General features: G+C 66.7%; 20 protein-coding genes. 10 read left to right on the top strand and 10 right to left on the bottom strand.

What is annotated here, in order from left to right; genetic code table 11:
* The first annotated feature begins 25 nt into the window (after positions 1-25).
* A complete protein-coding gene (locus ASG86_RS04080; protein ID WP_056330622.1) occupies positions 26-1,108 on the top strand; it encodes a diacylglycerol/lipid kinase family protein in 1,083 nt (360 codons plus the stop codon).
* Positions 1,109-1,147: 39 nt separating this feature from the next.
* Here ASG86_RS04080 and ASG86_RS04075 read toward each other — a convergent pair whose 3' ends face one another.
* The 3 genes from ASG86_RS04075 to ASG86_RS04065 form a co-directional block, all read right to left on the bottom strand.
* Positions 1,148-1,351 carry a hypothetical protein gene (locus ASG86_RS04075; RefSeq protein WP_056330619.1) on the bottom strand — a complete coding sequence of 68 codons (204 nt, stop codon included), beginning with the start codon at positions 1,349-1,351 and terminating at the stop codon, positions 1,148-1,150.
* 94 nt (positions 1,352-1,445) lie between these two features.
* Entirely contained in the window at positions 1,446-2,426 is a 981-nt protein-coding gene (gene pheA, locus ASG86_RS04070; protein WP_056330617.1) for a prephenate dehydratase, read from the bottom strand.
* Positions 2,426-2,752 carry a rhodanese-like domain-containing protein gene (locus ASG86_RS04065; RefSeq protein WP_043450131.1) on the bottom strand — a complete coding sequence of 109 codons (327 nt, stop codon included), beginning with the start codon at positions 2,750-2,752 and terminating at the stop codon, positions 2,426-2,428. The genes pheA and ASG86_RS04065 overlap by 1 nt, the downstream gene beginning before the upstream one ends.
* A gap of 223 nt (positions 2,753-2,975) precedes the next feature.
* Here ASG86_RS04065 and ASG86_RS04060 point away from each other — a divergent pair, with 223 nt between their 5' ends.
* From ASG86_RS04060 to ASG86_RS04040, 5 genes are all read left to right on the top strand, one after another.
* Positions 2,976-4,382 carry an amidase gene (locus tag ASG86_RS04060; RefSeq protein ID WP_056330613.1) on the top strand — a complete coding sequence of 469 codons (1,407 nt, stop codon included), beginning with the start codon at positions 2,976-2,978 and terminating at the stop codon, positions 4,380-4,382.
* Positions 4,383-4,527: 145 nt separating this feature from the next.
* Positions 4,528-4,752 carry a hypothetical protein gene (locus tag ASG86_RS04055; RefSeq protein WP_056330610.1) on the top strand — a complete coding sequence of 75 codons (225 nt, stop codon included), beginning with the start codon at positions 4,528-4,530 and terminating at the stop codon, positions 4,750-4,752.
* 163 nt (positions 4,753-4,915) lie between these two features.
* Complete coding sequence (locus ASG86_RS04050) at positions 4,916-5,119, top strand: hypothetical protein (RefSeq protein ID WP_056330608.1); 204 nt, start codon at positions 4,916-4,918, stop codon at positions 5,117-5,119.
* 229 nt (positions 5,120-5,348) lie between these two features.
* Complete coding sequence (locus ASG86_RS04045) at positions 5,349-5,813, top strand: LapA family protein (RefSeq protein WP_056330606.1); 465 nt, start codon at positions 5,349-5,351, stop codon at positions 5,811-5,813.
* A gap of 44 nt (positions 5,814-5,857) precedes the next feature.
* Positions 5,858-6,439, top strand: coding sequence for a dihydrofolate reductase family protein (locus ASG86_RS04040; protein ID WP_056330603.1), 582 nt, complete (start codon positions 5,858-5,860; stop codon positions 6,437-6,439).
* A gap of 62 nt (positions 6,440-6,501) precedes the next feature.
* On the opposite strand, the gene ASG86_RS04035 is transcribed toward ASG86_RS04040, so the two are convergent.
* From ASG86_RS04035 to ASG86_RS04025, 3 genes are read right to left on the bottom strand one after another with little or no spacing between them, the layout of a single operon-like run.
* Positions 6,502-8,028: a carboxyl transferase domain-containing protein gene (locus ASG86_RS04035; protein WP_056330600.1), complete on the bottom strand. Its 1,527-nt coding sequence runs from the start codon at positions 8,026-8,028 to the stop codon at positions 6,502-6,504.
* A 1-nt stretch (position 8,029) separates the two neighbouring features.
* Positions 8,030-9,238, bottom strand: coding sequence for a CaiB/BaiF CoA transferase family protein (locus ASG86_RS04030; RefSeq protein WP_056330597.1), 1,209 nt, complete (start codon positions 9,236-9,238; stop codon positions 8,030-8,032).
* A 54-nt stretch (positions 9,239-9,292) separates the two neighbouring features.
* Complete coding sequence (locus ASG86_RS04025) at positions 9,293-10,660, bottom strand: SLC13 family permease (protein WP_056330594.1); 1,368 nt, start codon at positions 10,658-10,660, stop codon at positions 9,293-9,295.
* Between the two features lie 133 nt (positions 10,661-10,793).
* On the opposite strand from ASG86_RS04025, the gene ASG86_RS04020 reads away from it, so the two are divergent.
* Together ASG86_RS04020 and ASG86_RS04015 are read left to right on the top strand one after the other, a co-directional pair.
* On the top strand, positions 10,794-11,492 hold the full coding sequence (locus ASG86_RS04020; protein WP_056330592.1) for a FadR/GntR family transcriptional regulator: 699 nt from the start codon (positions 10,794-10,796) through the stop codon (positions 11,490-11,492).
* 210 nt (positions 11,493-11,702) lie between these two features.
* On the top strand, positions 11,703-13,145 hold the full coding sequence (locus ASG86_RS04015) for a purine-cytosine permease family protein (protein WP_056330588.1): 1,443 nt from the start codon (positions 11,703-11,705) through the stop codon (positions 13,143-13,145).
* A gap of 85 nt (positions 13,146-13,230) precedes the next feature.
* Here the strand turns inward: ASG86_RS04015 and ASG86_RS04010 are convergent, their stop codons facing one another.
* Both ASG86_RS04010 and ASG86_RS04005 read right to left on the bottom strand, forming a co-directional pair.
* On the bottom strand, positions 13,231-13,695 hold the full coding sequence (locus tag ASG86_RS04010) for a DUF4190 domain-containing protein (protein WP_056330585.1): 465 nt from the start codon (positions 13,693-13,695) through the stop codon (positions 13,231-13,233).
* A gap of 34 nt (positions 13,696-13,729) precedes the next feature.
* Positions 13,730-14,326 carry a LysE/ArgO family amino acid transporter gene (locus ASG86_RS04005; RefSeq protein ID WP_235565089.1) on the bottom strand — a complete coding sequence of 199 codons (597 nt, stop codon included), beginning with the start codon at positions 14,324-14,326 and terminating at the stop codon, positions 13,730-13,732.
* A 70-nt stretch (positions 14,327-14,396) separates the two neighbouring features.
* On the opposite strand from ASG86_RS04005, the gene ASG86_RS04000 reads away from it, so the two are divergent.
* Positions 14,397-15,323, top strand: coding sequence for a LysR family transcriptional regulator ArgP (locus ASG86_RS04000; protein ID WP_056330578.1), 927 nt, complete (start codon positions 14,397-14,399; stop codon positions 15,321-15,323).
* Here ASG86_RS04000 and ASG86_RS03995 read toward each other — a convergent pair.
* Positions 15,283-16,227 carry an NERD domain-containing protein gene (locus ASG86_RS03995; RefSeq protein WP_056330575.1) on the bottom strand — a complete coding sequence of 315 codons (945 nt, stop codon included), beginning with the start codon at positions 16,225-16,227 and terminating at the stop codon, positions 15,283-15,285. The genes ASG86_RS04000 and ASG86_RS03995 overlap by 41 nt on opposite strands.
* A 238-nt stretch (positions 16,228-16,465) precedes the next feature.
* Between ASG86_RS03995 and pgm the strand changes: the two genes are divergently transcribed.
* Entirely contained in the window at positions 16,466-18,130 is a 1,665-nt protein-coding gene (pgm, locus tag ASG86_RS03990; RefSeq protein ID WP_056330572.1) for a phosphoglucomutase (alpha-D-glucose-1,6-bisphosphate-dependent), read from the top strand.
* Here the strand turns inward: pgm and ASG86_RS03985 are convergent.
* A complete protein-coding gene (locus tag ASG86_RS03985; protein ID WP_056330569.1) occupies positions 18,127-18,636 on the bottom strand; it encodes a 2'-5' RNA ligase family protein in 510 nt (169 codons plus the stop codon). The two genes, pgm and ASG86_RS03985, sit on opposite strands and share 4 nt — an antisense overlap.
* Positions 18,637-18,766: the final 130 nt, after the last annotated feature.

The following is an 18,766-nucleotide window of genomic DNA, read 5'->3' as shown; positions in this document are numbered from 1 at the left end:
CGCGCCGGGCTACTGTTGAACCACCATGAGCGACTGGATTCTCTACCTGCTGATTGCGGTGGCGCTTGCCTTCGCCACATCCAGCTGGTGGGGCGTCCGCCGCCTCAAGGCCCTGCATGTCCGCAGTGCGATGGCAGGGGAAGCCTACGACACGGGGCTGACGCAACAGCGGGTGGCCGTGGTCCTCAATCCGATCAAGGCCCGGTCCGGGGAAGCGAAGGAACTCATCCAGCGCGCCTGCCTGGCAGCCGGATGGGAGGAGCCCGTCTTTTTCGAGACAACGGCGGAGGATCCCGGCTTCTCCCAGATGCAGGCCGCCCTGGCCGGCAAGCCCGACGTCGTCCTTGTGGGCGGCGGCGACGGCACCGTACGCGTGGTGGCTGAGGCCCTGGCGCACACGGACGTTGCCATAGGTTTGATTCCGCTGGGCACCGGCAATCTGCTGGCGCGGAACGTGGACCTGGATGTGAACGACCTTCACGGCAACGTCCAGACAGCCCTGTTTGGACGCCAGCGCTACATCGACACCGCACGGATGGCCATCGAGAACTCCCGGACCGGCCACTATTCAGAGCATGTGTTCCTAGTGATCGCCGGAATCGGCATGGATGCCGAGGTCCTGGCCGACACAAACGCTGGGCTGAAGAGAGCGGTGGGCTGGCTCGCGTACACGGAGGCGGGCGTTCGCCATCTTCCGGGCCGGCGCAAAAAGGTGTCCATTGCGTTGGACGGCAGCCCGGAGCAGATAAGGAACATCCGCAGCGTGCTTTTCGCCAACTGCGGCCTGGTTCCCGGTGGCATCGACTTCATCCCGCAGGCCATGATCGACGACGGCATGCTCGATGTTGTGGTCATGAGCCCCCGCAGCGCCCTGGGTTGGCTGCTGATGTACGTCAAAATCATGTTCAAGCACAGCGGAAAGCTGCCCATCATGACCGTCTACCGGTCAGGCAGGGTGGTAATCAAGTGCCCCGAACCCATGCCCACCCAGCTCGACGGCGACACATCGGGCGAGGCCACGCAGCTCACCGTCCAGGTTTTGCCGCGGTCCCTCCTGGTCCGGGTCAGGCGAGAGGTCCACGGCAGCAGCGCCAAAGCAGTGCGCTGATAAGGCTGTGAGACGACGAAGCGGTGAGTGCCGCGTGGGTCAGGCGCTGGCTTGCTTCTTTGCGTCAGCGGCGGCCTTGGCAGCAGCGTGGGCTTCAGACTGCTCGCGGATCATGGCCTGCTCCTCTTCGAAGCGCAGGCGGTCCGCGCGGTCCGCGTCATCGCCGTCCCAGTCCTGGTTGTCGGCGGTCGGCTTGGGATTGACGATCATCCCCTGGCCATCGTTGTCAGTGCTGCTGGTCATGACCCTCTCCTTTCGTCAGGGGCCATACCCCGTGTGGATCAAGCAAGCATACGCATTGTCCACAGCCCGCGGAAGTACTTCAAGAGGCATTTGCCTACGCTGTGGGCGAAGCTCCGGAACCGCTTTCACCTGCGAAAGATTCCGCGGCAAGGATGGACTCAACCCACGATTGAGCGGCCGCGAATGCTGCATCCGAGGTGTGCGCCGGCACCGGCGTCTCCTGCTTGTCAGCCCTGGCATATGAGCCCAGGAAGCGGGTTCCCGGGCTGATGCGGTGCAGGCCCGCCAAGGCGTCGGCCACCCTCGCTTCACCGGCGTGGCCGTCGGCGTCGATGCTGAAGAAGTAGTGGCCCAGGTACTGCCCGGTGGGCCGGGATTCGATCCGGCTGAGGTTGACCCCGCGGCTGGCGAACTGGTCCAGGATCTCCATCAGGGCCCCTGGACGGTCCTCAGGAAGCGGGACAACCACGGTGGTTTTGTCCGCACCTGTGCGGGGCGGAAGGGCGGCGGGCCGGCTGACCAGGATGAAGCGGGTCACCGCAGCCGGGTTGTCTCCGATGTCCTCCGCCAGCACCGACAGCCCCTCATGCGTACTGGCTACCAGTGGCGCGCAGATGGCGGCGTCGTAATGGCAGTCCTCCTCCAGCAGCCCCAGGGCCGCAGCAGCGGTTGACGAGCCGGGAACGTATTCCGCATGTGGCATATTCTGGTCCATCCACAACCTGCACTGGGCCCAGGCATGGCCATGCGTCGACACCCGCCGGACGTCCTCTACCCGCACCCCGGGCCGGGCCACCAGGACAAAGCTGATGGGAACCAGGACCTCGCGGATGATCCGAAGTTCCTGGCCCGCGGCAATGGCGTCCAGGGTGGCAGTGACACCGCCCTCCACCGAGTTCTCGATGGGGACCATTGCCGCATCGGCCGCCCCGTCACGTACTTCCCCGAGGGCAGCGTTGACGTTGGACGCCGGGATCCTGACTGCTTGGAGGGCGTCCGGCACCTGCAGGAGGGCAGCCTCCGTAAAGGTACCCGCCGGCCCCAGGAAGGTGTAGGTGCGGGAAGTACCGGGCACTAAAGCACCAACGGCTTGAGTCCGTTGTCCGAGACCAAAGGCTTGCCGGATTCCAGCCACTGATCCATCCCGCCGGCGACGTTGATGGCGGTATACCCCTGGCCGGTGAGCCACTGGGCAGCGCGGAAGGACCGCCCGCCTGTCCGGCAGATGACGTAGATGTCCTCGTCCGGGTCGAGCTCGTCCAGCCGCGCCGGGATCTGGTCCATGGGGATGTGGAGTGCGCCGTCAGCGTGTCCGGCCACCCACTCGTAGTCCTCCCGGACGTCCAGAATCACCGCATCAGCGGGAATGTCATGCACGGGGACGGTATCGAAGTCACTCATCGGAGTCCTGTCTTGGCGGGATCAGAGTCAGGTTTAAGCCTAGCCCTTCCGCCCCTTTCCACCTCCCTATGCCCGGAACAGTTGCGTCAAAAGCTGCGGGTTAGGCTGGTGAAGCCCAAGGAGGTTTCCATGTCCCAGCAGCCCGCCGCCGTCCCCGCCTGCCCGGTCGTTCCGGATCCCGCCACGGAACGGTACGCCGGGGCCCACCTGGAGTCCCGGTTCCATGGCTGAACTGCATGAACTCTCCGCGCTGGCCCTGCGGGACCTCCTGCGGAATGGAACAGTGTCCGCTTCGGATGCCGCCGCCCATTTCCTGGCCCGGGTGGGGCAACAGAACCAACTTCTTGGCGCCTTCATCACCGTGACCGCGGAGCAGGCCATGGAGCAGGCTAAGGCGGCCGATGCCCTGCATGCCCGCTCCAACGGCGACCTTCCGCCGCTCCATGGCGTGCCACTTGCCTTCAAAGACCTCACCGACGTGGCCGGTGTAGTGACCACGCACGGCAGCGCCGCCCTGGACCACAAACCTGCCCCCGCTGACGCTCCGCTGGTCTCCCTCTTCAAGGAGGCCGGCGTGGTTTCGCTGGGCAAAACGCAGGTGCCTGAATTCGGGCTGACGGCCTACAGCGAAAACCGCGTCGCACCGCCGTCGCGCAATCCGCACGCACCCAGCCGGAGTTCCGGAGGTTCCTCCGGCGGCAGTGCGGCCGCCGTGGCGGCGCGCCTGCTGCCTTTCGCCCCCGGGACCGACGGCGGAGGGTCAATCCGCATCCCCGCAGCCGCCTGCGGCCTGGTGGGACTCAAGCCTGGGCGGGGGCTGGTGGCAGCCGGCGAAAGTGCCGGCGATCCTGCGCGGCTGGTGGTACCCGGTCCTCTCGCCCGCAGCGCGGAAGACGCCGCACTGATGATGGACGTCCTGGTGCCGGGAAACCAGTACCTGCGGTCAGTGCAAAGTGGGAAGCCGCCGCGGCTGCGGATTGGCGTCACCCTGGACAGCCCATGGTCCGCCACATTCCCCTTCACGCCGGAACAGGAGGCCCTGGACGCGCTCCATGCCGGCGAAGCCCTCCTGGAGCACGCGGGCCACAGCCTGGTTGACGCTGCCATCCGCTACGACAACCGCTACCCGGATGCCTTCACCACGGCCTGGACCGCCGGCGTGGGCGCGGCCCGGATCAGCCCATCGCGCGAAGCGTTGCTGGCACCCCTCACGCGGACCTTCCGGCGCCGCGCCCAGCAGCGCAGCCCCGCCAAACTCGCCGAGGCCCTGGTATTCCTTCGGCAGTTCCAGCACGACACCCTGGTGCAGTATGGGCAGTGGGACCTGATGCTGATGCCCGCCTTGGCGCAGACGCCGCGGCCGGTGGGGTGGTTCACCGGGACTGCGCACGGCACTGAGCGCTGGCCGTCGGCGCAGTGGCCGGGGGACGCGGACGGCGACTACCGGAAACAGTGCGAGTTCGCCCCGTGGTCCTCGATGGTAAATGTGTGCGGACTGCCGGCCATCACCCTTCCCGTGCACTGGACCGGGGGCGCCCCCGGCAGCGGATTACCCATGGGCATCCAACTGGTGGGCCCCATGGGCTCCGAAGCCCTCCTCCTGCAGGTTGCGCACCAATTGGGCTGCTAGGGCCCCTGCGCTTGTTGGTTCCGCGACGTTGTTGACCTGCTCCTAACGTCCGCTTAATCCGCTGGTAACCCCGGCGGCGCACACTGGAAAAACACCTTTTCAGCACCCTCCATTCGCCCTCCACCCGATGAGGAGTTGCCCCACCATGAACGTTGAACACCCTGCCCCAGGCATCGATACCACCACGACGGCAGACGACGGACGTCCGGACATGAGCAACTCGAACGTCAGGGAAGACCTGGCGATGACCGGCCGGTGCGCGCTGGTCCATCTGCCTACGGGCCGGACCTGCCTCCTCCCCCTGCGCCATCCCGGACCCTGCGAGTTCCACCGCCCGCAGGAAGCCCAGGACGTGGTGGACGGCGGCTGACAGTGCCGGAGACGATTCCCGGCGCGGCTGCCACTTTGCGAGGCCGCAGTGCCGTGTCCGCTGTGCCTGCATGCTGGGGTGCCCTTCTGGACTTCGCTTGCGTATCGACTCCGCCGTCAATCAGGAGGACGATTAAAGGGCAGTCACCATGAGGAGGTCTGTGATGTGCTACGCATCGAGCAAGGACTTCGGGTGGGGCGCCAGGAAAGAAACCAAGCGCCGGCCCGAAGCGGAAACGGAAACCCCTGCGGAAACTCCGGAGAAGCCGGCCAAGGAACAGGAATTCACCTTCTGGGCCTTCCCCAGCTGGCACAGGACATCTGCGTCCAGCACCCCCTCCGGCGAACGGAGCAGGGAGAGGGTCTGATGCCGGGGCCTGAAAGACACGGGCAAAATTGACCCGCCCTACCGGCCCAGGCAAGTGCTAATGGAGGGGTTCTCAGACGAGGACCCCTCCGTCCTGAAAGCGGCCCCCGCCATCCAACCCGGGACAGCCCTTTGACGGCAGGCCACGAGAGGGTTCGTTGTGCCACGGCAACCCGGACGGCAATGGTTGCACAATAAGCATGCTTAGCAATTTGTGAAAGGGGACGAGCATGAGCGCAGGACAGTACACGCCAGGGCCGGACCGCCGGCCGGAACCGGACGTCAACACCACACCGTCGAGCGCAGCTCAGCCCTCAGAAGACCGCGAACCAGCCTATGGCGGCGTCCCGTCCTACGCACCGGACGCACCGGGAACGGGCGGAACAACGGGAACCACAGCCACACCAGGGCCCAGTGCTGGAGGCACCGCAGACCGCAAGGTCACCCGCGCCGGCGTCATTTGGGCAGCGGTGGTTGCTGCCTTGGTGCTGCTCATCCTGCTGATCGTCTTCATCCTGCAGAACCAGGAACAGGCCCTGGTGAAGTTCCTGGGCTTCGAGGGCGCAGTCCCGCTGGGCATGGCGCTGTTCATCGCCGCGGTGACGGGCGGCGTGCTGGTGGCCGTAGCGGGCGGCGCGCGAATCCTGCAGCTCCGTTCCAACGCCCACAGGGCAAGGGCCCGGCAGCGGAAGTAGGCTGGCCGGCTGGCGCCAGGGGCCCTCAGGAAAGGCTGACCGCGATGGGCAAGGTCATCGTGATGAACCACGTGACGCTCGACGGCGTCATGCAGGGACCAGGCCGGCGGGACGAAGATCCACGGGATGGATTCACGGACGGCGGGTGGGCGGTTCCGTATGCCGACGAGGCAACAGTCCAGAAGATGGGCGAACGGATGGGTGCCGGCCATGCCTTCCTCTTCGGGCGGCGCACCTACATGCAACTCCTGGAGTCCTGGAACGCCCAGGGAGGCCCCTTTAAGGACGCCTTGAACAGCACGCCCAAATACGTCGCCTCCGGGGACCCCGATCTAAAGCTTGAATGGCCGAATTCAACCCTCCTTCACGGTGATGTTCCCGCGGCGGTGAAGGAACTCCGGGAAACCTCCCCCTCCAACCTCGTGATCATAGGCAGCGGAGTGCTGATCCGCACGCTCATGGCAGCCCGTCAAATCGACGAGTACCTGCTCATGATCCATCCCCTGGTACTGGGCAGCGGCCAACAACTTTTCGCCGGCGGCACCAAAACACCGCTGAGGCTCCTCGAAGCCGACCACACGGCAACGGGTGTCCTCATGGCCGTGTACATACCGGACCGGCAGTAGGAGACGCCCGAACCGAACGCTCCGACGCCTCCCTGCAACCGGCACTACTAAGCGCCCACCCGTCAGCAGACGCCGAGGGTCGCGAACTTCCGGGCCCGGGCTGCCACGAGTTCAGGCACCGGAATGCCGGCCACCGCGCCGAGTTCATATTCAATGGCCCGGGCCATCCGGGTGCAGAATTCGCGTGGCTCCAGCGAAGCATCATCACGCTCATCCACAATGTGGTCCACAAGGCCGTGCCCATACAGCGCGGCCACGTTGACCCCCTGCGCCTGGGCCATCGCCGGGGCGAATCCGGTGGTCCGGTGCACAATGGCACTGGCACCCTCGGGAGGCAGCGGCGAGAGCCAGCTGTGCTGGGCAGCAATAGTCCTGTCCGCGGGCAGCAGCGCCAGCGCTCCCCCGCCGGCGCCCTGGCCGAGCAGCACCGAGACCGACGGCGATTCCAGGCCGATCAGCTCATGCAGGGAGCGGGCAATTTCCCCCGCAAGTCCGCCCTCCTCTGCCTCCTGCGACAACGCGGCGCCGGCGGTGTCAATGACTGTGAGCAGCGGCAGCCGCAGTTCCTCCGCCAGCTTCATCCCCCGGCGCGCCTCGCGCAGTGAGCCCGGCCCCATGCCGGCGGCGTCCTTCCGCAGCGGGCGGGCGTGGCCCAGCACGATGCATGACTGGGTGCCAAAGCGCGCCAGCGCCAGGAGCAATCCAGGATCCTTCTCACCCTGCCCGGTTCCGTTCAGGGGCAGGGCGTCCGTGGCGCCGAACTTCAGCAGCTGGCGCAGGTCCGGCCGCCGCGGGCGGCGGGAAATCCCGATGGACGTCCAGGCGTCCACGTCGGCCGGCCGCACCGAAAGCGTGGACGGCAAGGGCACCGATGCCATAGAGCCGGTGGCAGCTGCTGCCGTAGGCGTCAGGATGTCCAGCGCGCGCCCCACCAGGTCGGCCAGGTGGCCCGGTTCCACCACGCCGTCGATAAGCCCCTTGTTGAAGAGGTTTTCCGCCACCTGCACATTTTCGGGGAACGCCTCCCCGTACAGCGCTTCATAAACCCGGGGACCGAGGAATCCCAGCAGTGCTCCCGGCTCCGCCACGTTGATATGACCCAGGGAACCCCAGGAGGCCATGACACCGCCGGTGGTGGGGTGCCGCAGGTAGACGAGGTACGGCAGGCCGGCCTGGCGGTGCGCCCGGACGGCACCGGTGATCTTCACCATGGACAGGAACGCGAGCGTCCCTTCCTGCATCCGGGTTCCCCCGGATGCGGGCCCGGCCAGCAGGGGCAACCCCTCGGCGGTGGCGCGTTCGACGGCGGCGACGATCCGTTGTGCCGCGGCGTGGCCGATGGAACCGGCCAGGAAGGAGAATTCACTGACGATCAGGGCCACGCGGCGGCCGCGGATAAGGCCGGCACCGGTGATCACCGACTCATCGGCGCCGCTGCGTTCGCGCGCCTTGGCCAGGTCCCGGGCGTACTCCTCTGACACTTCCGGCTGTTCCGGTTCCGTGTCCCAGGAGACAAACGACCCCGTGTCCACCACGGCGTCCAGGAGTTCGGTCGCGTTCAGGTGCCGCACCTTTTCCTTCACCGGCATGCTATTTCGCCCCGGCCGCTGCAGAAGCCAGGCCCAGCCACTCGCGGATCGCCGGACCGTCCTCGTCCAGCAGCGGCGGTGCATCGTGCTCAGTCAGGGTGGTTTCCCCTGCATCCCCCGGTGCGAAGAACCGCAGCGGCGGGCCGGGCAGGCTGACCTTTCCGAGCAGCGGGTGATCCACATCCACCACGAGGCCCTGGGACGCCACCTGCTCCCAGGCGTACACCTCGTCAAGCGAGCGGACCTTCCCTGCCGGGATCCCGGCGTCGTTCAGTTTTTCCAGCAGTTCAACCGCGCCGTAGCCGGCGAAGGCGCGTTCGACGGCGGTAATCACCCCTGCGCGGTTCCGCACCCTTTCGGCGTTGCTGGCAAAGCCGGGGGCAGCGGGGTCCAGGCCGAAGGCCGAGGCAAATGACTGCCACAGCTTCTCGCTGCCTACGCTGATCTGCACGCTCCCGTCCTTGCAGTTGAACAGGCCGTAGGGTGCGATCGAGGGATGGTGGTTGCCCTGCGCCTGCGGAACCTCCCCTGCAACTGTTGCCCTGGTGCCCTGGAACGCATGTACACCGATCAGCGACGCCAGCAGGGAGGTGCGCACCACCTTGCCCTGGCCGGTCCGCTCGCGTTCAACCAGCGCGGCCAGCACGCCGAAGGCGCCGTTCATGCCGGAGAGCAGGTCGGCAATCGGAACGCCGACGCGCTGGGGGTCATCCGGCCCGGACCCGGTGAGGGACATGAGGCCCGCCTCGCCCTGCAGGATCTGGTCGTAGCCGCTGCGCTGGGACTCGGGTCCGTCGTGGCCAAAGCCCGTGATGGAGAGGATCACCAGCCGGGGGTTGAGCTCATGCATGGCCGCGGTGGAGAAGCCCAGCCGGTCCATGACCCCCGGGCGGAAGTTCTCGATCACCACGTCCGCCCGCTCCAGCAGGCCGCGGAGCACCGCCTGCCCGTCGCCGCTCTTCAGGTCCAGGCTGATGGATTCCTTGTTGCGGTTGCAGGACATGAAGTAGGTGGACTGGAGGTCGTCCTCGGGGCCGACGAAGGGCGGCCCCCACCCGCGGGTGTCGTCACCGGTTCCCGGGTTTTCCACCTTGATGACGCGGGCGCCGAGGTCCGCCAGCATCATGCCTGCGTGGGGTCCGGCCAGTGCGCGGCTGAGGTCGACGACGGTGTGCCCGGCCAGCGGGCCTTGGGGGTTTTCGGTGCTCATGGTCTGGGGTTTCCTTTCTGGAACGGGTGGCGGGGCCGGCGGGTGCAGCTGTGGCTAGAGCCAGCCGGGCACTACCAGTGCCAGCCATGCCAGGACGGGGCCGGCCACGATGACGATGCCGCTGTAGCCCAGGATCCGCTTGTAGAACTGGTCCTTGTCCACGCCTTCCGGGGCGTTGGCCAGGACCAGGGCGCCGTTGGTGGAGAACGGTGAGACGTCCACGATCGTGGCGGACACCGCCAGGGCGCAGATGACGCCGACAGCGCCGATCTCGCCGGTGGAGAGGAACGGGACGGCGAGCGGGATGAGGGCGGCCAGGATGGCGGTGGAGGAGGCAAAAGCGGATACCACGGCGCCGATGAAGCAGATGAGGAGGGCTGCCAGCAGCGGCATGCCCAGGCCGGCCACGCCGTTGGAGACGAATTCGATGGTGCCGGCTTCCTCCAGCACGCCCACGAAGGTCAGCATCCCGCAGATCAGCAGCACCGTGGACCAGCTGATCTTGTTGATGGCACCCTTCTGGGCCGCGGGTGATACCAGGGCCAGGACGATGGCGATGGTGATCGACACGAAACCGACGTCCATCTTGAAACCGAGCGCAACGACGGCCAGGGCAATCAGGCCGGCAATGGTGACCAGCTGGGGAATCCGCTCCTTGCGTTCCCTGGTGGCTGCGACGCCGTCGCCCGCGGGGTCCCGGGGACCGTACATGCCGGAGCCGAAGCCCTTGAAGGGGACATCGGTGCCGGCTTTGGCGCCGACGCTGACGGCCATCCTGGCCTCGGCGGCCTGCTCCACGAACTGGCCCACCTTGGAGGACAGGAGGTTCCGCCCGCCCAGGACCACGAAGAGCACCAGGGCAATGACCAGGTTGAAGATGAAGCTCGAGAGGAAGAGCGCGGTGGGGCTGAAGGCAAGGTCCGTCTTGGCCAGGATGCCGTTGACGGTGACGCCGTAGACGGCAATGGGCGAGAAGCCGCCCGCCTGCGCCCCGTGGATCACCATCATGCCCATCAGCAGCGGGCTGATCTTGTACTTGCCGGCGAAGCTCAAGGCGATGGGGGCAATGATGGCGACGGCGGCGGGAGACAGCGCGCCCACGGCCGTGATGACGGCGGTGATGGCAAACATGACCCACGGGATGAGGGCAACGCGGCTGCCCACCAGGCGGACGGCGCCGCGGACCAGCAGGTCAATGGTGCCGTTGTTCTGCGCGATGGCGAACAGGTACGTGACGCCCACGATCGTGAGGAAAAGGCCGCCCGGAAAGTTGGCCAGGATTTCGTTGGTGGACATGCCCAGTACCACGGCGCCGAGCAGGAACGCGCCCACGAAGGCGAGCGCGCCCATGTTGAGGGGCAGGACGGTGGCGAGCAGGAACATCGCCGCCAGGATGATGATCGATAAGACAGGAGCGGACATCGTTGGTCCTCCGTTGGGGAAAGAAGAATGTGATGTGAGTTACTGGCTCACTGGACTAGCCTCTTAGACAGTGAGTCTATCTGTCAATAGAACGAGGAGGTATTCTGTTCCGTACGACCCAAGGGAGGGCTTTGTGGAGAAGACAGCACGGCTGGGCCTGGAACGCGTCACGCGGCCACGGCTGTACGAGCAGCTGGTGGAGCAGATCCTCGCCTACATCGAGTCTGCCCAGCTTCGTCCCGGGGATCTCCTGCCGGCGGAACGCGACCTGGCCGAACGGTTGGGGGTCTCCCGCGCAACACTGGCCCAGGCCCTGGTGGCCCTGGAGGTACTTGGCGTCATCGACGTCCAGCACGGCACCGGCGCGGTCCTGGCCCGGCGGCCCAGCGTGGCATCAGTCATCAAAGGGCTGCGTGAACACCAGAGCCGGCTGCCGGAGATCGTGGAAGCGCGCAGCACCCTGGAAGTAAAGCTTGCCGCCCTCGCCGCGGAACGCCGGACCGAGCAGGACCTCGCCGAAATCGACAACGCCCTGGACGTCATGGCAAAGGAAATCAACGACGGCGACCGCGGCACCCATGGCGATGAGCTGTTCCACCAGGCCATCACCGCGGCGGCACATTCCTCAGTCCTGGCACAGCTGATGGCCTTCATTGCCGAGATGATCCTGGAAACCCGGATGGAGTCCCTGGGCCAGCCCGGCCGGCCTGAGCAGTCCCTGGCATCGCACCGGAAGATCGCCGATGCCGTCCGCGCCCAGGACCCGGAAGCGGCCGCGAGCGCCATGCTGGCGCACATCGAGCTTGTCTCGGACGTGGAACTGCTCCGCTAGGCGCCGGCAAGCCGCTCTCGCGGGAGGCAACTCCCCGCCTTGTGGACCAGTCCCCCTGTAATGCCCTGTAATGCCCATCCGGAGGGACTTTTCTACGCGACACGCCGGGGTGTCTGGTTTCCCGGACAGCAGGAATCCGTTACGGGTGTAGACGAAGAACCAAACCCGGTGTGATGGACACTACGCTTTCCATCACTGAGGAGTTAGGCCATGGCCGGAGGCAGCACCGCCGTAGAGGCACGATCGATCGACATGATTCCACCCGGCGAGCGGCACGGCCACCCGCGCGGCCAGTTCACCCTGTGGTTTGGCGCTAATGCCCAAATCACCGCCATCGTGGACGGCGCTCTGGCCGTGGTGTTCGGTGCGGACGCCTTCTGGGCCATTGTTGGCCTGTTGGCAGGGAACGTGCTGGGCGGCGCCGTCATGGCCCTCCACTCAGCGCAGGGCCCAAAGCTGGGCTTGCCGCAAATGATCTCCAGCCGCGCCCAGTTCGGCGTCTACGGGGCTGTGATTCCGCTGGTGCTGGTCATCCTGATGTACGTCGGATTCGCCTCCACCGGCACCGTCCTGTCGGGGCAGGCGATCAACCTCATGCTGGGAGTGGACGCGCCCGCCGTCGGAATCCTCATCTTCGGTGCCGCAACAGCACTGCTGGCCATCCTGGGCTACAAATACATCCACGCACTGGGCCGGATCGCCACCGTGCTGGGGCTGACGGGCTTCCTGTACCTGACGGTTGCCGTTGCCACCAAGTTCGACGTCACTCAGGTAATGATGGTCAAGGGCTTTGAGTGGCCCACCTTCCTCACCGCCGTTGCCCTGGGCGCCGGCTGGCAGCTTACCTTCGGCCCCTATGTTGCCGACTACTCCCGTTACCTGCCCGCGGACACCTCGGAACGGAAGACCTTCTGGTACACCTTCGCCGGCTCTGTGGGTGGCGCGCAGTGGGCCATGACCCTGGGCGCCCTGGCCGGCGGCCTCTCCGCCGCAAAGCTGGGCGGGGACTTCCTGAAGAACCAGGTGGGCTACATGGGCGACCTCGCCGGCGGCGGCCTGATCGCCGTCTTCATCTATCTGATGATCGTCACCGGCAAGCTGACGGTGAACTGCCTCAATGCCTACGGCGCGTTTATGTGCGGCGTGACCATCAGCACCGCCGTCAACCGCAGGGATACTGTCTCCAAGGCCGTGCGGATTGCCTTCATCGTTGCGGTGATTGGTGCCAGCGTGCTCATCGCACTCTTTGCCAGCAAGGATTTCCTGAACCTGTTCAAGAACTTCGTTCTCCTGCTGCTCATGGTGTTCACGCCGTGGTCGGTTATCAACCTGGTGGACTACTACAAGATCTCGCGGGACCGCCTCGACATCCCCGCCCTATACAACCCGGACGGCCGTTACGGCCGCTGGAACGTCGCCGCCCTGGTTTCCTATGGAATCGGCGTCGTGATCCAGGTCCCGTTCCTGGCCCAGGCCCTGTACACCGGGCCCGTCACCAAACTGCTGGGCGGCGCGGACATCTCCTGGCTCGTGGGCATCGTGGCCACCCTTGCCATCTACTACCCGTGGGCCAGGGCCACCAACCGCGCGCCGGCGCAAACGATCTACCCGGAGAATCCGGCCGAGACGCCGGCCGTTGCAGTGAACGGATAAGGCACGACGGCGGTCCGCGCCCGGGTGCCCCGTGTCGCACAGGTGCCCGGGCCGCCGTCGCCATCGCCTGCCCGGGCAGGCAGGGCTAGAAAGTGCCGGTATTCGAACCGGCGGTGCCGGCGACGGCCAGGCCGACGATGAGCAGCAGCCAGAGGGCCCCGTAGCCCAGGAGGCACAGGTAGCCCAGCACCAGGCCGGTGATGGACATTCCCCTGCTTGAGGGTTCGCGTCGGAGGGCCAGGTGGCCAGTGATGATGGCGGCAAACTGCGGCAGGAGCAGCCAGCCCATCAGGACCGACGCAATGCCGCACACCATGCTCGCAATGCTCAAGGTCTTCGCTTCCACCGGCCGGCCGTAGTACGACCCCTGGCCAAAGTACTGCTGCTGCCCGAACTGGGGCTGGCCGTACTGTGCCTGGCTGTATGGCGCCCGGCCATACTGGGGTTGGCCACTGGAGGACGCCTGCCCATATTGGGGCGGGGGCTGGTAGCTGGGCCACGGCGAACCGTCACGCTGGTAGTCAGGTCTCTGGGATGGCTGGTTACTCATGGTTTCTCCCCTGCGAATCTGGCTCCAGCCTACTTCAGTGCAGGACCAGGCGGACCGCCAAGATCAGCATCAGTATGCCGATGGCCGCATCAATCCAGCGCCAGGTGCGGGTGCTGCTGAGTACTCCCGCGAGCGCCCTTGCCCCGTACCCCAGGGCGGAGAACCACACCACGCTACCGGTGACCGCGCCCGAGGCGAAGATCCACCGCAGGTCGGGGCCCTGCTGGTTGGCAAGGCTGCCCACCAGCACCACGGTGTCCAGGTAGACATGCGGGTTCAGGAAGGTCAGGGCCGCCGTTGTGGCGATCACCGAATTCTTCGACCTGGGCCCCTGTTCCGCCAAAGCCGAGGGTTTCGCCGCCGCCATGAAGGACCGTACCGCGAACCACAGAAGGTAGGCCGCTCCGGCCCAGCGCAGCACTTCCAGGGCCTCGGGGAACCGGGTGACCAGGGCCCCGATGCCCGCGGTGCCGCCCACGATCAGCACGGCGTCGCCGGCCATGCAGACAGCCACCACCGCCCCGACGTACTCCCGCCGGATGCCCTGGCGGAGCACGAAGGCATTTTGGGCCCCGATCGCCACGATCAGCGCCATCCCGGTGAGCATTCCCGTTATTCCTGCAGTCCACATAGCTATGACGGTAGGTTTAGCTCCTCCTGTAGGCAAATAAAGGATACTACGCATTCATTAGAATAGCTTCATGAACTTTGAGCATCTGAGGGCTTTGGTGGCTGTTATTGATGAAGGAACGTTTGAGGCAGCGGCGGATCTGCTCCGCATTACGCCCTCCGCGGTCAGCCAGCGGATCAAGGCCCTGGAAGCCTCGGTAGGCCAGGTCCTGGTGCGAAGAAAGTTGCCGTGCACGGCCACCGACGCCGGCGCGCTGCTGCTCCGGATGGCCCGCCAGGTGCAGGTGCTGGAGGCGGAGACGTCGGCAGCCCTGGGCTCAGGCAGCGCTGCCCGGGCGCACCTGCCGGTGGCCGTCAACGCGGATTCGCTGGCCACCTGGTTTGTCCCCGTCCTGCAGCAGGCCGCCGGATGGGAGGACTCTGCCCTCGATCTCCACGTTGAGGACCAGGGCTACAGCAGCCAACTGCTGCGCGAGGGCGAGGTCATGGGCGCCGTGACGTCGGATCCCGTCCCGGTCAGCGGGTGCCGGGTGGAACTGTTGGGCTCCATGCGGTACGTCCCGGTGGCCACCCCGGCGCTGCACCGCCGGTTCTCCGCCTCCGGGGGCGTGGACTGGGCCGCAATGCCCGTCCTGAAATTCAACACAAAGGACAACCTGCAGCAGCAGCTGCTCACCGGGAAGCCCCTGCGGCAGCCCCCTCCCACGCACACTGTCCCGTCCTCCCAGGGATTCCTCGCGGCGGTTAAAGCCGGCCTGGGCTGGGGAATGATTCCGGAACTCCAGCTGATGGATGAGCTGGAGTCGGGCGCCCTGGTCCGGCTTGAGGACGGCGCACACCAGGATGTAGCTCTTTACTGGCAGGCCTGGACCCTCGATTCAGACAGGCTCAACCGGATGACCGCTGCAGTCCGCGCCGCATCCAAAGAGCGGCTGCTGCCGGGAGATGCGCCGGAGGCTAACGGCCCAAGTAGGGCAGGATATAGACGGCAAAAATGACGAAGGCCGCCAGCAGGGCAAGCTTTCCTCCGCTGGTACCGCCGTGCTGCTGGGCCTTGCCGTTTTTTCCGCGGTGCCCCGGTCCTGCCGACGACCCTGCCCGCGTTCCCGCCCCCTGCCGTCTGGGCTGCCCTGACTTCGTAGCTCCCGGGGGAAGGGCACGGCCCGCGGGGTGCCGCGCCACGCTTTGGCTGCGGCCCGTCCCGTCCCCGGATCCTGGTTTCTCCCGCGGACGTGCCGCAGGGCCGGCAGGCGGCAATGCTCCTGCGGGACGCACCACGGTTCCCGGCCGCACGCTGCGCAGGGCTGTGATGCCTGGCTCCTGCTCATGGGTGAGCTGCTGGCCCAGATGCGCGTACAGGCCCACCACGGTTTGCTGGTCGAGGACTGCCGGCAGCGAATCGATGGCGCCGACCACCCGCTGCGAACCCGCCACGGCAACATCGGAGTCCGTCACCCCGAAAAGATCAGGTTGCGCGGACATGCAGATGAGTGGACGCACCAGCCGGCGGTGCGGCGGAGCCAGCACCGAGGCCACCGCTGCGCACTGGGCCAGGGCTCCTTCCACTGCCTGGGTGCGCGCAAACCTGCCCTGCCACAGCACCCCGGACGCCACCCGCACCTCGCCGGTCCAGTTCTTTGAATCGACCACCACCACGCCGCCGGGGCCCACCAGGACGTGGTCGAGGTTCGCCTTGGGCCGGCCCGGCCAGTGGACGTCGTGGAGCACGTACCAACCCCGCGGGACCAGTTCACTGAGCTTCTCGGCCACCACCCGCTCGCCTACCGCGCCGGCGTCCCACGCCCTCGTGGAACGCTCCGCCTGGTCGAGTTGGCGCTTCAGCCTCGCAACGCGCTCGGCAGCCAGCCTGGACTGCTCCGCTGCCCCGTCTCCTGCCCCCATTGGACGTCCCCGTTTCTTGCCGGACGGACGACGGCGGCGGCCCGCCGTCGTCCGTTTCTTTCGGTTGTTTTCGTGGAATTTTTTGAAAGGTAGCAGGGCGCTTAATGCCGGGTATATAGGTACTTTCGGGCGGTGTACTCAGGTGGACTACTTGGTTAATGGCGTCATTGGCGTGTCACAGGGTCCGGATTTTGGGCGGGTCGTTTGGACTCCTGCCAGCTTCTGGCATGCTGGAGCCATGGCTAGCCGCGCGGGCACAGTTGCCCAACCCCAGGACCTTGTTGACATCACTGCGCTCCTTGACGCGTATTACGACATTGCGCCGGACCTGGGTGATCCCGGCCAGCGCGTGGTGTTTGGCACTTCGGGGCACCGGGGTTCCAGCCTCAAGGCGTCATTTAACGAACAGCACATCGTGGCCATCACCCAGGCAATCGTGGAATACCGTGCCGCCCAGGGCGTCACCGGCCCGCTGTTCCTGGCCAAGGACACCCACGCACTGAGCGAGCCCGCACAGAACTCCGCCCTGGAGGTGCTCGCCGCCAACGGTGTACAGGTCCTCGTCGACGCCAGGCATGGCTACACCCCCACCCCGGCTTTGAGCCACGCCATCCTGACGTACAACCGGAAGGCGGCGCCCGGGGCCCCGCAGGCCGACGGCATCGTGGTGACTCCCAGCCACAACCCACCGGGCGACGGCGGCTTCAAGTACAACCCCCCGCATGGCGGCCCGGCGGACTCGGACGCCACCGGCTGGATCGCCAACCGGGCCAACGAACTGCTGGAAAACGGGCTGCGCGGCGTGAAGCGGATCCCGCTGGCTGAGGCCCAGGCCGCAGACACCACGGGCAAATTCGACTTCCTGAGCAGCTACGTGGACGACCTTCCGTCCGTCCTGAACCTGGACGCCATCCGCAATGCCGGCGTCCGGATCGGCGCCGACCCCATGGGCGGGGCGTCCGTGGACTACTGGGGCGAAATCGGTGAGCGCCACCACCTGGACCTCACCGTGGTGAACCCGACGGTTGACCCGCAGTGGGCCTTCATGACCCTGGACTGGGACGAGAAGATCCGCATGGACTGCTCGTCGCCGTCGGCCATGGCCTCGCTGATCCAGCGGATGTCCGACGCCGCAGCCTCCGGCCAGCCCGCGTTCGATGTAGCCACGGGCAACGACGCCGACGCCGACCGCCACGGCATCGTCACCCCGGACGGCGGGTTGATGAACCCCAACCACTACCTTGCCGTCGCCATCGACTACCTCTACCGCAACCGCAGCGGCTGGAACCCCGCCTCCGTGATCGGCAAGACCCTGGTGTCCTCCTCGATCATCGACCGCGTGGCCGAGAGCCTGGGCCGCAAGCTCGTTGAGGTTCCCGTTGGCTTCAAGTGGTTCGTCCCCGGCCTGCTCTCCGGTGAAGGCGCGTTTGGCGGCGAGGAGTCCGCGGGCGCCTCCTTCAACAAGCTGGACGGCAGCGTCTGGACCACTGACAAGGACGGCATCCTGCTGGCTCTGCTGGCCTCGGAGATCACAGCGGTCACCGGCAGCTCCCCGTCGCAGCTGTACAAGGGGCTGACGGACCAGTTCGGCGCCCCCGTCTACGCGCGGATCGACGCCGCAGCCACCCGGGAGCAGAAGGCCGCACTCGGCAAGCTGTCGCCGTCGGATGTCACCGCCACGGAACTGGCCGGCGAGACGATCACGGCCAAGCTCACCGAGGCACCGGGCAACGGCGCGGCCATCGGCGGCCTGAAGGTGGTCACCGAGAACGCCTGGTTCGCGGCCCGCCCCTCCGGCACCGAGGACGTGTACAAGATCTACGCCGAGTCCTTCAAGGGCGAGGAGCACCTGAAGCAGGTGCAGGCGGAGGCCAAGGCACTGGTGGACAGCGTCATCGCCTAGCCCTGCCGGGAAGGCTCCTGGCTCCACAGCCGGAGGACGCACCTGGTGGTGTGGTCCCCGCCGGGAGCCATGTCCACCAGGGCGACGCGGTCAAGCACGACGGCGTCGCCCGGGTGGAGGCGCTTGCTGCCGTGGTGCGAGACGTGGGGCCGGTAGCCTGCGCGCGTGTGCGCCGGCGTCAGGATCCTGCCGCCGAGGGCGTCGACTGCCTCGACGAGACCCTCATGCAGCCTTTGGAGGTCCGGTTGCGGCTTGATGAGGTTGACGAGGACGGAGCCGTTGCGCCCAAACCCCGCATGCTCCCCCACCGCCAGCGGGGCCCCAAGGGCTGCTTGGGCGTGCGGCGCCGCCAGCCCGGCGATGCTGTCGGCGACGTCGGCGCCATCTGTGGTGGCGGCGTCGAACCTCACCAACGTGATGTGCAGCGGCCACTCCGTCCGTGGAAAAACCTGGCTGGCAGCAACCGGTTCGACGAAGGCCACAAAGATCAGGTTCCGCACGGGCATACGCCCAGTCTCCCACCCGCCCCAGCAGACGCCCGCTCACTTTTGACACGTGATGGTCACACCCCCGCTCACATTACGCAGAGAAACAGCAGACGCCCGCTCACCGTGTGAGCGGGCGTCTGCCGAAAGA

The organism is Arthrobacter sp. Soil764 (assembly GCF_001428075.1).
Classification (GTDB): domain Bacteria; phylum Actinomycetota; class Actinomycetes; order Actinomycetales; family Micrococcaceae; genus Arthrobacter.
The sequence above is the reverse complement of the archived record's forward strand: the minus strand, read 5'-3'. Positions and strand labels throughout refer to the sequence as shown.

What these genes read in the sequence shown, in the direction of transcription:
- ASG86_RS04060 (WP_056330613.1), top strand. Translation starts at nt 2,976, where the DNA reads ATGGCTGAACTGCATGAACTCTCCGCGCTGGCCCTGCGGGACCTCCTG.
- ASG86_RS04030 (WP_056330597.1), bottom strand. Translation starts at nt 9,238, where the DNA reads ATGAGCACCGAAAACCCCCAAGGCCCGCTGGCCGGGCACACCGTCGTC.
- ASG86_RS04050 (WP_056330608.1), top strand. Translation starts at nt 4,916, where the DNA reads ATGTGCTACGCATCGAGCAAGGACTTCGGGTGGGGCGCCAGGAAAGAA.
- ASG86_RS04010 (WP_056330585.1), bottom strand. Translation starts at nt 13,695, where the DNA reads ATGAGTAACCAGCCATCCCAGAGACCTGACTACCAGCGTGACGGTTCG.
- ASG86_RS04035 (WP_056330600.1), bottom strand. Translation starts at nt 8,028, where the DNA reads ATGCCGGTGAAGGAAAAGGTGCGGCACCTGAACGCGACCGAACTCCTG.
- ASG86_RS04065 (WP_043450131.1), bottom strand. Translation starts at nt 2,752, where the DNA reads ATGAGTGACTTCGATACCGTCCCCGTGCATGACATTCCCGCTGATGCG.
- pgm (WP_056330572.1), top strand. Translation starts at nt 16,466, where the DNA reads ATGGCTAGCCGCGCGGGCACAGTTGCCCAACCCCAGGACCTTGTTGAC.
- ASG86_RS04015 (WP_056330588.1), top strand. Translation starts at nt 11,703, where the DNA reads ATGGCCGGAGGCAGCACCGCCGTAGAGGCACGATCGATCGACATGATT.
- ASG86_RS04080 (WP_056330622.1), top strand. Translation starts at nt 26, where the DNA reads ATGAGCGACTGGATTCTCTACCTGCTGATTGCGGTGGCGCTTGCCTTC.
- ASG86_RS03995 (WP_056330575.1), bottom strand. Translation starts at nt 16,227, where the DNA reads ATGGGGGCAGGAGACGGGGCAGCGGAGCAGTCCAGGCTGGCTGCCGAG.
- ASG86_RS04025 (WP_056330594.1), bottom strand. Translation starts at nt 10,660, where the DNA reads ATGTCCGCTCCTGTCTTATCGATCATCATCCTGGCGGCGATGTTCCTG.
- ASG86_RS04055 (WP_056330610.1), top strand. Translation starts at nt 4,528, where the DNA reads ATGAACGTTGAACACCCTGCCCCAGGCATCGATACCACCACGACGGCA.
- ASG86_RS03985 (WP_056330569.1), bottom strand. Translation starts at nt 18,636, where the DNA reads ATGCCCGTGCGGAACCTGATCTTTGTGGCCTTCGTCGAACCGGTTGCT.
- ASG86_RS04005 (WP_235565089.1), bottom strand. Translation starts at nt 14,326, where the DNA reads ATGTGGACTGCAGGAATAACGGGAATGCTCACCGGGATGGCGCTGATC.
- ASG86_RS04000 (WP_056330578.1), top strand. Translation starts at nt 14,397, where the DNA reads ATGAACTTTGAGCATCTGAGGGCTTTGGTGGCTGTTATTGATGAAGGA.
- ASG86_RS04075 (WP_056330619.1), bottom strand. Translation starts at nt 1,351, where the DNA reads ATGACCAGCAGCACTGACAACGATGGCCAGGGGATGATCGTCAATCCC.
- ASG86_RS04045 (WP_056330606.1), top strand. Translation starts at nt 5,349, where the DNA reads ATGAGCGCAGGACAGTACACGCCAGGGCCGGACCGCCGGCCGGAACCG.
- ASG86_RS04040 (WP_056330603.1), top strand. Translation starts at nt 5,858, where the DNA reads ATGGGCAAGGTCATCGTGATGAACCACGTGACGCTCGACGGCGTCATG.